The sequence below is a fragment of the uncultured Oribacterium sp. genome, assembly GCF_902481605.1.
Taxonomy (GTDB): domain Bacteria; phylum Bacillota; class Clostridia; order Lachnospirales; family Lachnospiraceae; genus Oribacterium; species Oribacterium sinus.
The window spans coordinates 1-16307 of record NZ_CABSXI010000029.1 but is presented as its reverse complement, the minus strand read 5'-3'; the positions used below and the strand labels follow the sequence as shown (position 1 = coordinate 16307).

The 16307-nt window shown below is 42.9% G+C and carries 17 protein-coding genes and 1 pseudogene; 6 read left to right on the top strand and 12 right to left on the bottom strand.

The window, feature by feature from the left end; translation table 11 throughout:
- Positions 1–42: 42 nt before the first annotated feature.
- From RDQ32_RS06525 to RDQ32_RS06510, 4 genes and pseudogenes are all read right to left on the bottom strand, one after another.
- A pseudogene (locus RDQ32_RS06525) lies at positions 43–383 on the bottom strand (type IV secretory system conjugative DNA transfer family protein); the annotation flags it as partial.
- The gene (locus tag RDQ32_RS06520; RefSeq protein WP_009428112.1) at positions 361–1359 is read right to left on the bottom strand and encodes a permease; all 999 of its coding nucleotides are present in this window, start codon (positions 1357–1359) and stop codon (positions 361–363) included. The pseudogene RDQ32_RS06525 and the gene RDQ32_RS06520, both read right to left, overlap by 23 nt.
- A gap of 30 nt (positions 1360–1389) precedes the next feature.
- Positions 1390–2112: a hypothetical protein gene (locus RDQ32_RS06515; RefSeq protein ID WP_009429551.1), complete on the bottom strand. Its 723-nt coding sequence runs from the start codon at positions 2110–2112 to the stop codon at positions 1390–1392.
- Positions 2113–2205: 93 nt separating this feature from the next.
- Positions 2206–3168: a helix-turn-helix domain-containing protein gene (locus RDQ32_RS06510; RefSeq protein ID WP_009427846.1), complete on the bottom strand. Its 963-nt coding sequence runs from the start codon at positions 3166–3168 to the stop codon at positions 2206–2208.
- 184 nt (positions 3169–3352) lie between these two features.
- On the opposite strand from RDQ32_RS06510, the gene RDQ32_RS06505 reads away from it, so the two are divergent.
- From RDQ32_RS06505 to RDQ32_RS06485, 5 genes are read left to right on the top strand one after another with little or no spacing between them, the layout of a single operon-like run.
- Positions 3353–3964, top strand: a complete 612-nt coding sequence (locus RDQ32_RS06505) for an MptD family putative ECF transporter S component (protein WP_308579570.1) — start codon at positions 3353–3355, stop codon at positions 3962–3964.
- On the top strand, positions 3961–4689 hold the full coding sequence (locus RDQ32_RS06500; RefSeq protein WP_009429189.1) for an energy-coupling factor transporter transmembrane component T: 729 nt from the start codon (positions 3961–3963) through the stop codon (positions 4687–4689). The genes RDQ32_RS06505 and RDQ32_RS06500 overlap by 4 nt, the downstream gene beginning before the upstream one ends.
- A 3-nt stretch (positions 4690–4692) precedes the next feature.
- A complete protein-coding gene (locus RDQ32_RS06495; RefSeq protein ID WP_308579569.1) occupies positions 4693–6216 on the top strand; it encodes an ABC transporter ATP-binding protein in 1524 nt (507 codons plus the stop codon).
- The gene (locus RDQ32_RS06490; protein ID WP_308579568.1) at positions 6209–7966 is read left to right on the top strand and encodes an ABC transporter ATP-binding protein; all 1758 of its coding nucleotides are present in this window, start codon (positions 6209–6211) and stop codon (positions 7964–7966) included. The genes RDQ32_RS06495 and RDQ32_RS06490 overlap by 8 nt, the downstream gene beginning before the upstream one ends.
- Complete coding sequence (locus RDQ32_RS06485; protein WP_308579567.1) at positions 7963–9672, top strand: ABC transporter ATP-binding protein; 1710 nt, start codon at positions 7963–7965, stop codon at positions 9670–9672. The genes RDQ32_RS06490 and RDQ32_RS06485 overlap by 4 nt, the downstream gene beginning before the upstream one ends.
- A 109-nt stretch (positions 9673–9781) precedes the next feature.
- On the opposite strand, the gene RDQ32_RS06480 is transcribed toward RDQ32_RS06485, so the two are convergent.
- Positions 9782–10927, bottom strand: coding sequence for a DUF4143 domain-containing protein (locus RDQ32_RS06480; protein WP_308579565.1), 1146 nt, complete (start codon positions 10925–10927; stop codon positions 9782–9784).
- 283 nt (positions 10928–11210) lie between these two features.
- On the bottom strand, positions 11211–11726 hold the full coding sequence (locus tag RDQ32_RS06475; RefSeq protein WP_308579564.1) for a nitroreductase family protein: 516 nt from the start codon (positions 11724–11726) through the stop codon (positions 11211–11213).
- A gap of 243 nt (positions 11727–11969) precedes the next feature.
- Here RDQ32_RS06475 and RDQ32_RS06470 point away from each other — a divergent pair, with 243 nt between their 5' ends.
- Complete coding sequence (locus RDQ32_RS06470; protein ID WP_308579563.1) at positions 11970–12317, top strand: helix-turn-helix domain-containing protein; 348 nt, start codon at positions 11970–11972, stop codon at positions 12315–12317.
- A 74-nt stretch (positions 12318–12391) separates the two neighbouring features.
- Here RDQ32_RS06470 and RDQ32_RS06465 read toward each other — a convergent pair whose 3' ends face one another.
- The 6 genes from RDQ32_RS06465 to RDQ32_RS06440 form a co-directional block, all read right to left on the bottom strand.
- On the bottom strand, positions 12392–13294 hold the full coding sequence (locus tag RDQ32_RS06465; RefSeq protein ID WP_308579561.1) for a nucleotidyl transferase AbiEii/AbiGii toxin family protein: 903 nt from the start codon (positions 13292–13294) through the stop codon (positions 12392–12394).
- Positions 13287–13892, bottom strand: a complete 606-nt coding sequence (locus tag RDQ32_RS06460) for a type IV toxin-antitoxin system AbiEi family antitoxin domain-containing protein (protein ID WP_308579560.1) — start codon at positions 13890–13892, stop codon at positions 13287–13289. Before RDQ32_RS06460 ends, RDQ32_RS06465 begins: the two co-directional genes overlap by 8 nt.
- 103 nt (positions 13893–13995) lie before the next feature.
- Entirely contained in the window at positions 13996–14856 is an 861-nt protein-coding gene (locus RDQ32_RS06455) for a type II CAAX endopeptidase family protein (RefSeq protein ID WP_308579559.1), read from the bottom strand.
- Positions 14853–15398: a DUF1697 domain-containing protein gene (locus RDQ32_RS06450; RefSeq protein ID WP_308579558.1), complete on the bottom strand. Its 546-nt coding sequence runs from the start codon at positions 15396–15398 to the stop codon at positions 14853–14855. Before RDQ32_RS06450 ends, RDQ32_RS06455 begins: the two co-directional genes overlap by 4 nt.
- 18 nt (positions 15399–15416) lie before the next feature.
- Positions 15417–15845, bottom strand: coding sequence for a hypothetical protein (locus RDQ32_RS06445; protein WP_308579557.1), 429 nt, complete (start codon positions 15843–15845; stop codon positions 15417–15419).
- Positions 15846–15940: 95 nt separating this feature from the next.
- The coding region (locus RDQ32_RS06440; RefSeq protein WP_308579556.1) for a DUF5301 domain-containing protein at positions 15941–16307 on the bottom strand (367 nt) is incomplete at its 5' end.

Here is a 16307-nt window from a genome sequence, read left to right as displayed (position 1 = left end):
TTCACTCAAATAGTGATGAAGTGTTCTTCTTAATTCTATAACTCCAGCAGCAAGTTTATATTTTCGGTATTGCTTCACTGCAAAGTGTGTAGGATCTTTCTTTTCCAATGCTTCAAAGAGTCTGTCTATCGGATTCATGTATGTTTCGTCATCTTCCCTTACTTCCGAAGCATCGACCATATCAAGGAGCGTTGCAAAGTTCTTTTCCTCTCTTGGTGCTTCGTAGAAGATATATCCGATAAGGGCTGTATAGTATAGCTTTTCGGCTTTTACCCAAAAATCTTCACCTGCTTTTTCTCCCTCGCCCTTGGTGTTTGCAATGATGGTTTGCACTAATTTTAGTATGTCTTTTTTTCACTTCTAAGGTAAGCGAACGGATTGTAATGCATTAAAAATATATCCGATAAGAATAATGCCGAGGATGCATATTCCTATAAAAGCCCCCAAGAGCTTCGGCTTAATGACCTTCCTAAGCATAATCATAGAGGGAAGAGAAAGAGTAGTAACCCCCATCATAAAGGCCAGCACCGTTCCCAGCTCCGCCCCCTTTAAAAGAAGAGATTCCGCAATCGGTATCGTTCCAAAAATATCCGCATACATGGGGATTCCCACCAGAGTCGCAAGAATCACGCCGGCAGGATTTCCTTTCCCAAGTAAAGAAATAATCCAGTTCTCCGGAATCCAGTTGTGAATCAAAGAACCGATACCTACCCCTAAAAGGATATAGGGGAAAACCTTTCGAAAAGTCGTTTTCACCTGCTCGGCAGCATAAGAAAGACGCTCTTTCCGGGATAAGGTAGGGAGCGCCTGCTCCACGGGTTTCAGCTGCAAAAGAATGGGTTCTATCTCATTTTCCAAGGACAAATGCTCTATCACTAAGCCGCCCAGAACCGCCAGCATGAGTCCCAATATCACATAGACAGAGGCAATCCTTAGACCGAAAATACCGGTGAGTAATACAAGGCTTCCCAAATCCACCATGGGAGAAGATATCAAAAAGGAAAAGGATACTCCAAGAGGAATGCCGGCTGCCGTAAAACCCATAAAAATCGGAATGGAGGAGCAAGAACAAAAAGGAGTAATCGTTCCCAAAAGAGCCGCTATGATATTGGCATAGACACCGTGAAAACGCCCCATAATCCGCTTTGTCCTTTCCGGCGGAAAGAAGCTCTGTACATAGGAAATGGCAAATATCAAGACGCAAAGATACACCGTGATTTTCACACAATCATAGAGAAAGAAATGGAGACTTCCTCCGATGCGACTTTCCGTAGCAATCCCTATGTGTTCCAAAGCATCCCGAAACAGTCGGCTTAGCCAGTCCATTCTCAAAATTTCCCCTTGTATAAACTGTATCATACTGCTTTTTGCACCTCCTTTTCCCCTATACTATACATCACTTTTGGTGTCTTCCTGCAGATTTTCCTTTCCTTCTTCCAAAAGTTCCTCCAAATACTCAAAATCTTCTTGCAATTGCTTTTCCGGATACATCCTTCTCGCTTCCTGAATCCGTTCTGCCACTCCCTCCTTTTTTCCATAGCAGCATAGATCCATAAACAAATCCAGGATGGTAAAGTTCTTTTTATAGAACACATTTTCTTTGTATTTTCCAAAAAGAGCTTCACTATCTTGATAAAGAGCCTCCGCTTCCTCGTAGTCCTTTAAATAAAAATAGTTCAGGCATAGATTCAACCTTCTCACCATCTCTACAGAAGGCATTTTCTTTACCCTCGGCTCCAATTCCTTCAGAATTTCCACTGCCGTAGCATATTCTTTTTTCCCTGTTAACGCCGCAGTACGATTCAGCTCCGCAATAGCCCTAAGATGCTTGGATTTTACCTTATCTCGAATCGCTGTTATCTTGTCCAAATATTCATCATACTTTGCTTCACCGAGTAAGGGCATTAGGGCGTTCATTTTCCTTCCATAAAATAAATTATAGGACAGGTTTATGATAGCGCTGATGATGATTAATGCTATCGACAAATAAATGTAAATTCGCATGGTTTCTTCTTCACTAAGTTGAAACCGTAGCTTAATAAAAAGAAGAATAAGCCCGAATAAGATGCCCAGAGCGATACATATTTTTATGCTTTTACTGATTTTTTTCATATATCTCCTCGTTTAGCCGGTTTAGGTAATCTGAAAACATAACGTTTGCAAGCTTTAGGATAGCAAAAATTGTATAAATAGAAAATATTGTCCTTATTTCCTACGTGCCATTTTACGATATTCCGACGGAAAGAGTCCTGTATTGTTTTTAAAGTTTGCCGCAAATCTTCCGGCATTGGAATACCCGACAGCTGAAGCTACCTGGTCAACTGTAAGGTCTGTGGAGCTCAAAAGCATTTCCGCATGGCTCATACGTCGCTCTTGGATGTACTCCGAAATGGTGCGTTGATAGACATGCTTAAAAGAGGTCTTCAACTTTGTTGTACCCATACAGGCGATTCGCGCAAGCGTATCCAGCGGAAGCGCCGAGTTAAAATGGTCATGGATATAGGAGGTAACGTTACACAAGGCATCCCTGTCCTGCTTGGATATTTTTGCAGATAAAATATTCTGACTATGCTTTCCGTGTTCATAAACAAGCGAAACCGCTTCAGCGACCTTGGCTTCATAGAATAACTTTGCCGGTATGCCTTCTCCATTATACTCCCAAACTTGACGTAAAAGTCGGGACATCTCCGGGAAGTCGAGCGTCTGCCCGATGCGACGGAACGCCTCATTGGGAGGAAGGTAGTCATCCGGATAGCTTTCTCTCAGATATTTTTCATAATATGCGGGAAATACCTCAATTCCCACGGAACGAATCGGAATATTCTTGTGCATAATGGATTGATAAAGCGCATGCCCTCCATGAAAGGTTTTTACACATCCCGCAGTTAAACGGCGGTAAGGGGTCAACTCCTCCCCGGACACGGAATCATAGTAAGTAATGCTCAAACACTCCGGCGTAGTAAGAGAAATAAAGTGATCCTCAAAAAAATAGAAATCATGGATTTTAATATCAAACAAATCCTTTTCTCCGTAGACCCAGTAATATCCACAAGCCAGCTCCTTTGGCGCGAGATACAATTTTCCGGCAGGGCTAAAGTTCTGTGTAGATTCACATTCAACAAAACCGCTGCGGGTAAGCCATTCTCTGTAAAATTCGTTGACTTCCATAGAATCCCCTCAAAATCATACATATCGGACATCATTTCGTACAGTTCAGGCAAACAATGCTCGACTGTATTGTTTCGCTTCTCCTGATTTTTTATACTGTTTTTGCGATTAGCGACATCTAACAATGTATTACCACAGCATCTCTTTCATTTCAATATGTATGGTTAAAGGGAGGGCATCTCTTATGACAAGCAAAAGAAAGATCAAGAAACAGAACCTTACAATCAAGGACCTCATTACGGTCGGCATTTTTTCTGCCATCATTTTTGTATGTATCTCCTTGAGCGGAGGCCCCTTTGCCATGTTCCCGGCTTTGACCTTTTATTTTCCGGTGGGCGCATCGCTTCTTGCCGGACCGGTATATCTTTTACTGATTGCAAAAGTGCCAAAAACCGGGCCAATCTTTATCGCAGGACTCTTGATGGCAATTTTCTGCTATGCGACCGGCATGCATATCGGCATGACCATCGGATATCTGGTCGGAAGCGCAGCAGCGGATCTTCTGGCATGGACCGCACGATATAAAAGTATAAGAATCAACATTCTATCCTATATTGTTTTCTGTCTCGGCGGAACCGGTTCTTATATTGCCTATTTCTTAAATCCCAAGGTCTGGGTAAGTCGGATGTTGGAGAAAGGCACAGCTAAAGAGTATCTAGACACAATGACATCCGCAGTCAACCACCGGGTTTTCCTGACCATGCTGGCAGGCACGGTTTTCGTCGCTCTTCTCAGCGGCCTTGTTGGCAGCAAACTGTTAAAGAAACACTTTGCAAAAGCGGGAATCACGGCATGAATCGGAGTGCATATACAGGAAACCGATTCGGCCTGCAATTTGATCCCCGCACAAAAATCGTTCTGCTGATTCTATGCGTGATTTCAGCGACGATTGCCTCTTCTCTCCTGTATGAGAGCGCGCTTGTTTTTGCGATTACCGTATTCGGCTGTGCAAGCGGGAAAGTACGCAGATCGCTTTTCTGCATGGCATTTTATGGCGCTTTCTATATCTTAACGCTATGGATTCGATCGCTTGAAAAAGGGGTACTTTACACCGTGTTCACCTCCTGGCTCGGCTTATTTTATACGGTCTACCCCTGTGCTTTCCTTTCGAGCATTATTCTTTCCACAACGAAGGTGAACGAGTTCCTGACTGCGATGAACAAAGCACATATACCGAAGAAAGTGCTTATTCCGCTCGCGGTCATGCTTCGCTATATTCCCACAGTTCGTGAAGACTGGGGGTATATCAAAGACGCTATGCGGCTTAGAGATGTAACGCCATCCTTATTCGGATTGCTTAAAAACCCGGCCATGACGGTGGAATGCCTTTATGTTCCTTTATTGATGACGGCTTCCAATACAGCGGAAGAACTCTCTTGTGCCGCAGTAACACGCGGGATAGAAAATCCAAAGCCCCGTACCTGCCTTCTTGCGATACAGTTCCGGGGGAGGGACCTCGTTGCCATAGTTCTTGCAGTACTCATCCTTATTTTGGGTTTTATCCGGGAAAGGATGGTGTAGCCTATGATTACGTTTCAGCATGTATCTTTTTCGTATGACTCGCACGGGGAGCAGGAAGCCGGACAGAGAACGGAGGATTTGCAGGACATCCATTTGACGGTGCATGACGGAGAATGCGTCCTTCTCACCGGAAAAAGCGGATGCGGAAAGACCACGATAACACGCCTCGTAAATGGACTTGTTCCGCATTTTTATCCCGGGAAGCTTCGTGGGGAAGTTCTGCTTGACGGGCGAAACGTATCGGAAATGCCCCTGTATGAAACGGCATCTCTTGTCGGCTCGGTATTTCAGAATCCCAGGACGCAGTTTTTTAATGTAGACACAGACAGTGAGATTGCTTTCGGTTTGGAAAACCGGGCATTCCCAAGAGAACGGATTGTAGAAAAAGTGGAGACCGCAGCAAAAGACCTGAAAATTGAAAATCTGCGCGGAAGAAATATTTTCTCCCTTTCAGGGGGAGAAAAGCAGCAGATTGCTTTTGCCTCCGTATATGCCATGAATCCCTCTGTGTACCTCTTGGATGAACCGTCCTCCAATCTGGATATGGAATCGGTCGCTTCTTTACGTTCTCATCTTAAAATGCTGAAGTCTCAGGGAAAGACCATTTTAATAGTCGAGCACAGGCTGCATTATCTCATGGATATCGCTGACCGGATTATTGTTCTGCATGAGGGGAGAATAAAAAAGGATTACTCAGCGAGAGAATTTCTAAGCCTTTCAGACGAAGAACGCCGAAGCATGGGGCTTCGAACGACGGACTTACGAAAAGAGCTTCCTTTAGTCACCTCGGGGAAAGAGCAAGAAATATGGTTGGAGCTGAAAAACGTTTCTCTTTTCTACATGAAAAAAGCCGTGCTGGAAAATATCAACGAAAAGTTTTCACAAGGTGAGGTAATTGCCCTTGTCGGGAAAAACGGCGCAGGAAAAACAACATTTTCACGAGCTCTTTGCGGATTACATGAAGAAATAAAAGGAGAGTTTCTCCGGGATGGTAGAATCCTCTCAAAAAAGACGCGGCAAAAAATCTCCTATATGGTCATGCAGGATGTGAATTATGAGCTTTTTGCAGAAAGCGTAAAGGCCGAATGCTCCTTTGGCATAAAGAACCCGAATGCCGATTTCGTCGCGGAAACAATGGCTGCGCTGGAACTGACCCCCTTTAGCGGACGGCATCCCAGTACCCTTTCCGGCGGACAAAAGCAAAGACTGGCCGTCGCGGTAGGACAGGTCTGTAAAAAAGAGCTGATTGTCTTTGACGAGCCTACCAGCGGGCTCGATTATGAAAGCATGGACAGGGTCGCGAAAATTGTCCGCAACCTCTCCGAACAGGGGAAAATCCTATTTATTGTGACGCATGATTATGAATTTTTTTGCAGGACATGCAGCCGTATGCTTGTTTTTTCCGATGGGAAAATACACTACGATTTACAATGCCGTGCAGAGAATAAGGAAGAAATAAGGCAGTTGTTCTTTTCCGCCGTGGAGGAAAAGAAGAGTGGAAATAAGGGAGGGAATTACTTTGCATAAGAACCGGGAAAAGCCGATAAAATTACTTCTTACATGGGCAGGCAGCGACAAATGGTACTTATTTGCCTCAGTTTTCTGTGCTTTCTTGAGTGGACTGTTTGTAATCGGACCGTATGTCGGCATTTATCACCTGATGGACGCCGTCCTCCTCGGAACACTGACAAGGAAAGGATTGACGGACTGTATCATTCTCATAAGTGTCACTACTGTTTTCCGCATGGTTCTCTTGGGGCTGTCCGGCGTGCTCTCACACAAAGGGGCGTACAATGCGCTGTTTCGCGTGCGCTGCATGATTATAGAAAAGCTCGCGAAAGTGCCGCTCGGATACGTTAGCGAACGGAGCACAGGCGAAATCAAAACGGTCTTGAATGAGAACATTGAGAAGCTAGAGTTATGTCTTGCCCATAACATTCCGGAGCTTGTCAGCTATCTCACCGGTCCTGTCGTGATTTTTATGTACCTCATGACCGTGAACATCCCGCTGGCACTGATTTCCCTGATTCCTCTCTTTTTGGATATCCCGGTAATGCTGGCGGTGTTTCAAAAAATGTCTGCCCTTTTACCGGAGACCAACGCCTCTCTCGCCGACTTCAATTCCGTCATGGTCGAATATGTCCGCGGTATGCGTCTCATTAAAGCATACCGGATGGGTAGCAAATCCTTTAAGAAGTTCAGAGAAGCCATTCTCGACGAAAACAGAGCATGGAACAAAATTGCGAAAAAGACTGCTCCCCTATATGCCGTGTTTATCCTGCTGCTGGAGTCCGGACTTTTACTCCTTGTTCCTCTCGGCGGGAGACTTTTCCTGCATGGTTCTATCCCGGCAAGTGTATTTCTCCTCTTTTCCTACATCGGATCCTTGTATTTAACGGAATTGCTTCCACTTCAACAGCTTTCCGGGAATTTTGCACAGGCATTTAGCGGCATGAGCAAAGTCAAAGAAATACTGGCGCTTCCTACCTTTGAAGGGGGAGACGATTTCCCCGAAAGCCATGATATCACGCTAAAAGGCGTACGCTTTTCTTATGACGGGAAAATAAACGTGCTGGAAAATGCCAACCTGTCCATCCGGGATGGTGAGAAGATTGCCGTTGTAGGCGCATCCGGGGCAGGGAAAAGTACGGTTGCCGCACTGATTGCCCGTTTCCATGATGTGGACGAGGGAAAGGTTTTAATCGGAGGGAAAAATGTTAAAAGCATTCGCTATGAAACGCTCCTTCAGCATATCTCTCTTGTCTTTCAGAAGACTTTTCTGACCCGTGACTCTGTCTTTGACAATATCCGTATGGGGAGGCACGCATCTCTTACGGAGGTGCGGGAAGCTGCAAGAAAAGCACAGATTGATGATTTCATTATGTCCCTTCCGGATGGATATGATACAAAGGTCGGAAGTTATGGTTCCCGCTTTTCGGGTGGAGAAAAACAACGAATCGCCATCGCAAGGGCCATTTTGAAAAATGCGCCGATTCTCATCCTGGATGAAGCGACAAGTGCCGCAGACCCTGAAAACCAGATGGAGATTGACAAGGCGATTAAGAACCTCTGCAAAGGAAAAACCGTCATCATCATTGCCCATCGGCTTAGTGTAGTCGGCATGTGTGACAGGGTTTTGTTGGTAGAAAATCACACGATTTCCGATATAGGAACCCATGATGAACTGCTTTTACGAAACAGATACTATCGGAAAAGTTGGGAAAGCTATGAAGCGGCAAGAAATATCCGCTATGGAAAGGGAGGAGACGTAAGATGAGAAACAAAGATCTTTTCCATAAGAATCCCCGGTTTTACCTCGGTCTGCTATTGACTGTTCTGGAAGGACTGCTGTCAGGAAGTAACTACATTGTCCTTTACGCGGTGCTGAAAATGCTGTACGACGGGTCTGCCGATATAAGGAGCATCACCCGTATATCCTGCCTTGTCGGCGTAATCTTCCTGATACGGCTTGCTATTTACAGCACCGGCTATACACAGAGCCAAATCGGAGGTGCCGAAGTTTCTAAAAATATCCGTCTCGGGCTCGGCGATAAGCTAAGGAGAGTTCCGCTATCCTCTTTTACGGAGAAACAGGAAGGACAATATATCCATATCATGACGGCAGATGTAAACAGTTATGAGCAGATTCTGACGCACAAATTTGCCTCCCTTGTGAAAAATGGGGTGCTGTCCGTAATCGTACTTGCTTTGATCTGTGTTCTCTATTTTCCGGCCGCAATTCTCCTGCTGTTTTCTCTTCTACTCCTCGTTCCGGAAATGTTGCTGTCGTTTCGAATTGTGGAAAAGTACGGCAAGGAAAAAAATTCCGTTACGGCGGAAGCCGTAGGACAAATCGTCGAGTACATTGACGGAATCCAGACCTTCCGTTCCTATGGAATGGGCGGTGTTAAAAACAGAAATACAACAGATGTCCTAAGGAAATTCAGCACCGTCAGTTATCAATATGAGGCACACGGCATACCTGTTAATTTCGCTTTTAACATTGTCAATTGGCTGACTGTTCCGCTTGTGATGTGGATTGGATTCATCCCTTGGCAGTCCGGGAAGATTCCCGCAATCACTTTCCTCTTTCTTTGCATGATGCCGATGGTTTTCGCTCGTCTAATCGCTGCGATTTCGGTCGATCTGTTCAGTTACAGGAATCTCCTGCTCTCTAAGACAAACATTCAAAACGTGTTGGCGGAAAAGGAAGAAGCGAAAAGCCAAGCTGTTTTTTCTCCCAAAGAGCACGACATCTCCTTTCACGATGTATCGTTTTCTTATGTGCAGGGGGAAGTGGTTCTAAAAGAAATGCGCTTCTCCATCCCGGATTGCAAGCTAACCGCAATCGTGGGAGACTCCGGCTCGGGCAAATCAACAATTCTGAATCTGATTGCGAAGTATTATGAGCCGGAAAGAGGAGAAATTGCCATCGGAGGACAATCTATCCGAAATGTCAATGCGGAAGATGTGCTGGGTAGCATCTCCATGGTGGATCAGGACACCTTCCTGTTTAATGATACAGTTCGGGAAAATATACGCCATGCAAAGCCTTCCGCTACCGATGAAGAAATTGAAACCGCCTGCCAAAAAGCGAACTGTGACCCGTTCATCCGCAAAATGGAAAAAGGCTATGATACTCCTATCGGTGAAAATGGAAATCTGCTTTCCGGCGGTGAACGGCAGCGGCTTTCTATTGCTAGGGCTATATTGAAAAACAGCCCGATTCTGCTTCTTGATGAGGCAACCGCCTCTTTGGACATTGAAAATGAATTCGCTGTAAAACAGGCAATTGTAAGTCTTCTGCAAGAAAACAAGACCGTTGTAATGATTGCGCACACCTTGTCTATTATAAAAAACGCGGATCAGATTCTCGTGGTGTCCGGTGGAAAAGTGGTGGAATCCGGAACCCATGAAAAACTTTTGGCATTGGGCGGTAAATATACTGCCATGTGGAACGCCGAACAATCGATTACGGCGTAGAGGGGGTACTGACTTTACTCTTCCGGCGTCTACTTTAGGGAACTTTTATGTATTTCTTATTCGTAAAAAGTCCCCTAAAACAGTAGAGGCACTCGTGATAATCTCTCCACTAGACATAAGCAATCGGCAACGCCAATAAATTCTCTCTGAGATAGGTCTTTTTATCAATAAGGCATAGGATGATTCCCATGCCTCTTTTTTTATCCGGGATCTTATCCAGTACTTGATTTGTAGCTCCCATGGAAGCCTTAGGGTTTCCCGACATTTTTATTTCCACTGGATACAAGATTCCATCCTCTTCAATGATTAAGTCGATTTCATTTTCACCGAAGGTATTCTTATCCTTTCCTCTATAGTAGAAGATATTAAAGCGGTAGTCTTTTCCTGCATTGGAATAGGATTTTAAAATCTCCGACACCACAAAGGTTTCAAAGATGTTTCCGGCAACTGCTGAATTTTTCAAAGCATCCGCAGTTAACCATCTGGTCAAATAACAAGCAAGACCCGTATCCCGAAAATAGATCTTCGGAGTTTTGATTGCCCTGTTTAAAGCCCCCGCACTGTAAGCCTGTAAAAGAAAGATGATTCCCGTTCTTTCCAGAATAGAAATCCAGTTTTTTATGGTCGGTTCACTTACGCCAACATCTCCCGCAATGTTTTTATAATTCAGCATCTCTCCCGTTCTTGCCGCAACCGCTGTCAGGAATTTTGTAAATGTAATACTATCCGCAGCAATCAGTTCATGGATATCTCTTTCCAAATAAGTGGCAACATAGGAAGAATAAAATTCCTGCCAGTCCCTCTCTATATCATAAAGTTCCGGATAAGAACCTCGATGAATGATTTCCCAAATATTGTCATAGCCTTTCAATTCCTGCTCTCGCTCTTTGATATATTCCTCTTTGGGAACAAAGGGACGGTTGAAACGGATTTGATGAAGCTCCCGTAAGGATAAGCCGGATAACTCATAGACCGATACTCTTCCTGCCAAAGATTCGCTTACTCCTTTCATCAATTCCAGCTTTTGAGAACCGGATAGGATAAATTGTCCTCTTTCATCAGAATCATCCACCTTCAATTTAATCTCTTCCAAAATGGAAGACTCCTTCTGTACTTCATCAATAAATAAGGGACAGGGATTGTTCAAAAAGAAAAGCTTAGGCTCCTCTTTGGCCTGCACTCTGGTTAAGCGATCATCAAAATTACTTCGGTTAAATTCAGGGAATTCCCGCTTTACCAGTGTGGATTTTCCCACCTGTCTTGCCCCTACAATCAATGTACATTTGCTGTTTTTTACCCTGCTTTTTAAAATATCGAAATAGCTCTTAGAATATATGCCATGTCTATCCTCCGACTGATATAAAGTATGACTTTATTATAGTCGCCAGCATAGCAAAAGTAAAGCGACTAATCTAAAGTCTAATTTTAGATTAGTCGCTTTATAAAGTCTTGTTTTGTTTAAGATATTTTCAGATTATTTTCCGGATGTCTAAAAATCACTCCATTTTCATACAAAAGCCTTCTGCCGGAATTCTTCTCTATAGTATCTTCACCATTTCTTCAATAGGTCTATATTTCTCATGCATCGGTGCCGGCATTGCATCATCCGCAGCATAGCCTAGAGGTATCAGGCATACCAGCTTTACAGACTTTGGCAAATGAAATACTTCTGCCGTCTTAGTATTGGGGAACCCATCCACCCATACAGAGCCAAGTCCCAGCTCTGCCGCCTCAAGCATCATATGAGCAGCCACAATAGAGGCATCCTGCTGACCGGAAAGAATTCCCTCTTCCATTTCATTCCGATATTGCTCGGACTCCTCATAACCAATCATCAGAATCGTTGGCGCATTGTACGCACATCTGGTAAGGGAACGAAGCTTTTCAATTCCTTCTGTACTTTGCACAACATAAATTCTGGCAGACTGCTTGTTTCTGGCACTGGGTGCGATATGCGCCGCCTCTAAAATCTTATCCAGCTTGTCTTTTTCTATCTGCCTCTCGCTATAATTACGAACAGAGTAACGACTCTTTGCCAGTGTTATAAAATCCATGATTTTCTCCCTTTTCTTCCTACTATATTTTGTTCTGTTCTATGATTTCATCTCTGTTGGATATAATTTTTTTCTTACCAACTTGATTATGTTATCCTAAACAGTTAGTATATTTTCAGCAAGAACGCACTTTTTAGTGAGATACTCGCTTTTCAGTAATATACTTACTTTTTAGAAACCATGATAAAGGCTTGATTTTATTGACTTTTTCTATGAATTTTCGGAAGAATTTGGAGCAAAAAAATGACAAAAAAAATTTCAAATTCAGAAAAATTATTTCACTGTCCCGTAGAGGCAACACTCTCTCAGATCGGCGGAAAATACAAAATGATTATTCTCTGCCATCTCATCCACGATGGAACCTTGCGATATAACGAGCTACAAAAATATATTCCTCAAGCCACCGCCAAAATGTTGACACAGCAGCTTAAGGAATTAGAACATGACGGAATAATCCATAGGAAAGTCTACCCTGTGATTCCGCCAAAAACCGAATATTCCCTTACGGAGAGAGGTAAAACCCTTACAGACATTATCTATTCCATGCGCGACTGGGGACGCAAGTACATGGCCGGAAGCTTTGAAGAATAAAACGGCTATATTCAACCGCCTTATACATTGCGCTAAAGAAAAGGGTAAACGCCCATTTTCCTGTTCCCGAAAAGTCAGTTTGGATTCCACTTTCCGTTGGAAGTAGACCATATTTCAACAAATTCTTTATTCTCTACGGCTGCATTGTACGGCTCTGCCAAGAACTTTCTTATCGTTTTCAGCACCGTAATAAAATCATCGGTCTTTGTATCAATCTTTCGGCAGAAGGCTTTCCACTTTTTCTGCATAGAGTCGTCGCTACCGAAGGTCATAATCTGCTCGAACTGCTTCACCGTAAAGTGATGCTCACGATTTTCAAAGGTCGTATGCAGTGCTTTCGTCAGCGTTGCACCGTCGAAATCGAACTTATTGGCGAGATAATAAAGGTCGTAATAGTCCTTCATTCTGCTGGAGAATTCCATTAGAGAAAGGATAGCGTCCAGTTTTTCAGCTACTGTGGTTTCCAAAGAATACGTGTTGACCGTTGGGGCATCAAAATCGGCAAGCTGCGTCGGTATCTTTCTCTTTTCTTGCTTCGGAACGATTACATCACCGACACCGAAGTCTATACTAAAAGGAGTTTTCGTATTCTTGATCTTCGCCACAAGGGAAGCGCCGATTCCGGCATATTTCTTTGCCACCGCAATGGGAGCCACATCCCTGATTTCAAAGGTAATGAAGTCGTTGCCGGTGTCTGTCACTATGATTTCTTCCAATATGGCCTTGAGCTGTTCCGGTGTGTTTGGTATCCTCCTGAGCAAGAAATCAACATCAACAGTAACACGGCTATCAAAGTCCGTGAGGGCATAGATGAACAGACCACCTTTTAATACAAGGTTTTCTGCATATTTGGACTTTTCCAGTCTGCGCAGAAACTCCTCCTGACAGAAGAGTTGCAGGCAGAGCTGATAGCTTCTGCCGCTTTCAGTAGCTTTATTTTTGAGTCGTGCGAGCACGGATGTGGCAATATCAGCCATTCAGTAACACCTCCATTAGTTCTGTCACTTTTTTATGCACATGCAAGCTCTTTGCGTATATCGAAAGATTCTGCAGATTTTTTCCCGGATCATTTGCATATGCATTGAGCGCTTTGTTAAAAGTCTCTGTATCAAGCCTTGAGCGATATTTAAAACAGTCACAGAGCGTTCGTTCACGATCATATACTGCCAGCATTACTCCATTAAAAGTATCGTTTATTTTGCCAAGCTCGTAAATGTCCTGCTGAACATAATATACCTGCAAGGGAAGAATGTTGTCTTCGAGCTTTGTTCGTGACATAGAGCGCGGAACGGCAATCGACCATTTACGAGGAGCAAAATCGCTGTATCCGTAATGAAAGAGTGCCGAGTCGACACAAACAATTCCCTTTGGAAAAAGTTTGGCAAGCAACTGCTCTTCTGAAGCGGTATCATGTTCGGCAAGGCTGTAATACCCATGACGAACACGTTCAAGAAAGCCCACATTGCACAAAGATACTACTTGAACAGCGGAAATACCGGCAGCAACAAAATCAGCCGATTTAGCTATTCCGCCTTGTTGAATGATTATATTTTTAACTTGATTTTGAATATCCATCAATATACCTGCTTTACAAAATATCAAACACACAATATTCTTCTATGTATCTGATTTTTATTATACTCATAATCTCAAAATAATCAAAAAAATACGCACATATTTAGATTCTGTGTGCGCATTTTTTTGATTCCTTTTTTACTAAAAATCCTATCATTAAAGCAACTGCAATATATCCTATAATCGCCGGAAGAGCTGCTTCCACACCGAAATTACCGCCTGTAAGTAGCTTATTTGCAGACTGTATGGGAATGATAATATAGGAATCGTTCCCCATACCATTTACCGTATCCCCTATTCCGAAAATGCCGCCGATGATAAGGGTATTCCAGGCTGCATGGGCAAATGCCCCCGGATAGATTGAATCTGATTTTAATGCAAATAGGGTAAACATAACTGCAACAGATGAACCGGCTAAGATTAAAAGTACCAGATCCGTAAGATTAAAGCTTTCCATATTCATGATATGAGCACAGGCAAATAAAAGAGAAGGTAGTATCACTGCAGCTTTTAAGCCTACATTTCTCTGCATGTACCGAAAAATCATGCCCCTGAAAACCAGCTCCTCGCAGATTCCTGCAGTAATCCCAAAACTAAATATGCCTCTTATCAAAGATATCCAAAAGCTTCCCGGCTTTGCAATGTAAGCTTTACCGGGCAGTACATAGGCATAAAAAGCCAGAACGATAAGCGGTAGGGCTATAGAGATAAGGAATAACTTAATATCCAGCTTTTTTAGTTTTAGTCCCAGTTCCTCTACGCTCATTTTTAGCAGTTTTGATGATACAAAATACGCAAAAACAATCGTAACTGCAATCCTTACAAAAGCCGGTATGACAAGGCGTAAATACTGACCGGAAAAGTATTCTTGCACTAAACTTTCCGCAATAGCACCGATTATGAGCACCAGGATGGAAAGTACTATGACTCCTATGTTTTTTCCTATTAACTTTATTGTTTTCATTCCCGGCTCCTCAAAATTTCTGCAATCTTATCAAAGGTATTTCCGTTTCGAATCGTAATTTGCTTGTAGAAATCCTGCTTCATGAGTTTTTTATGGTAGGTGGTTTTTAGATATTCCGCCTCATCCATTTTCCCCCAAAATACAGCCCGTTTCCCGACATATACTTTCTCATTGTAAAATGTGGATTTCTCTATAAAGTTAAGAATATCGGATTTATTCATACCACAGGAAAAGAGCAAAACATCTCTTCCTGCAAGCTCCTCTTCCCACCAATCCGGTAATGCCGCTTGTTCTTCCAGATACTCTTCTTTGGTAAGTAAAGCAAAGGGAATTGAAAAATCGTAGTTTGTTTCTAAGACTTTTCTTATCTTTAAGATACAAGCTTCACGACTTTCCGCACTACTGAAAAACAGATTGCCGCTGTTGATATAGGAAGCAAGATTTTCAAAACCTGCATTATCCAATAAGGCTTTTAAATCCGTCATAGAAACTTTATTTTTCCCACCCACATTGACAGCTCGAAGGAAAAGGATATAGCGCAAGGAATTACCTCCTTAAATTTAGTGTTTTTTCTTCCACAACGAACCCAGCAAGATACCGATTGCAGAGATTATCACTCCGGCTACAATCATTCCGAAATCCGGGGCATTCAGCTTGTTGAAAGCAATATTGTTTGCCATTTTAAATGTACCATATTCAGCAAGCATATACATTAGGCCAAAGAAAAGGGTAGATCCCCATTTTCCTTTTCCCCAAAAGTCATTTTTCCCAATCAGCACGGACTCAACAAATGTTGTTACCGGTAGAATAATCCAAAGGAACATCAAGCTGTAGCCCATAGCATCACTTCCACTTGTAAAAAACCAAAATACAATCATGGCAAGTGACCAAATCAACAGATAAGAAAGTATGATAATGATTTTATTTCTATTGCCGGTACTTTTTACAACATTCGTACTTTCTTCAAGGAAATCATAATAAGCTGACATTTTTTCTTCTCCCTTCAATAGATAATCAAGAGAGACGCCGTAGCATTCGCTCATTTTAATGACACTGATGATATCCGGATAAGATTTTCCATTTATTACTTTAATTTATCGCTGATCTCTTTAAATACTTCTTTTTTGATCTTCCAAATCCCTGAATAGGGTTGTTCAGCATAGGTCTTTTTTCTATTTTCATATAGATAAACGACATCCGGGTTCCCTTTCGGATTGTTATAATAAAAGCTAACAGTCAGAAAATTTTTAATGTTTGTAGGCTGATCATTATAACTTTTCCCTCCTGTATCTTTGGTATTTTCTTTGATGTCATTCACGATTTTAGCTATTTCATCCTGTTCCGCGATTTTCACGGTATTACCAGAAGGATTTTCCGTGATTTCAATTTCCGTTATGTCCTTTGCCTCCGGCAGGCTGATTTCCTTCTTCGCTCCGCAAGCTGTTAAGGCA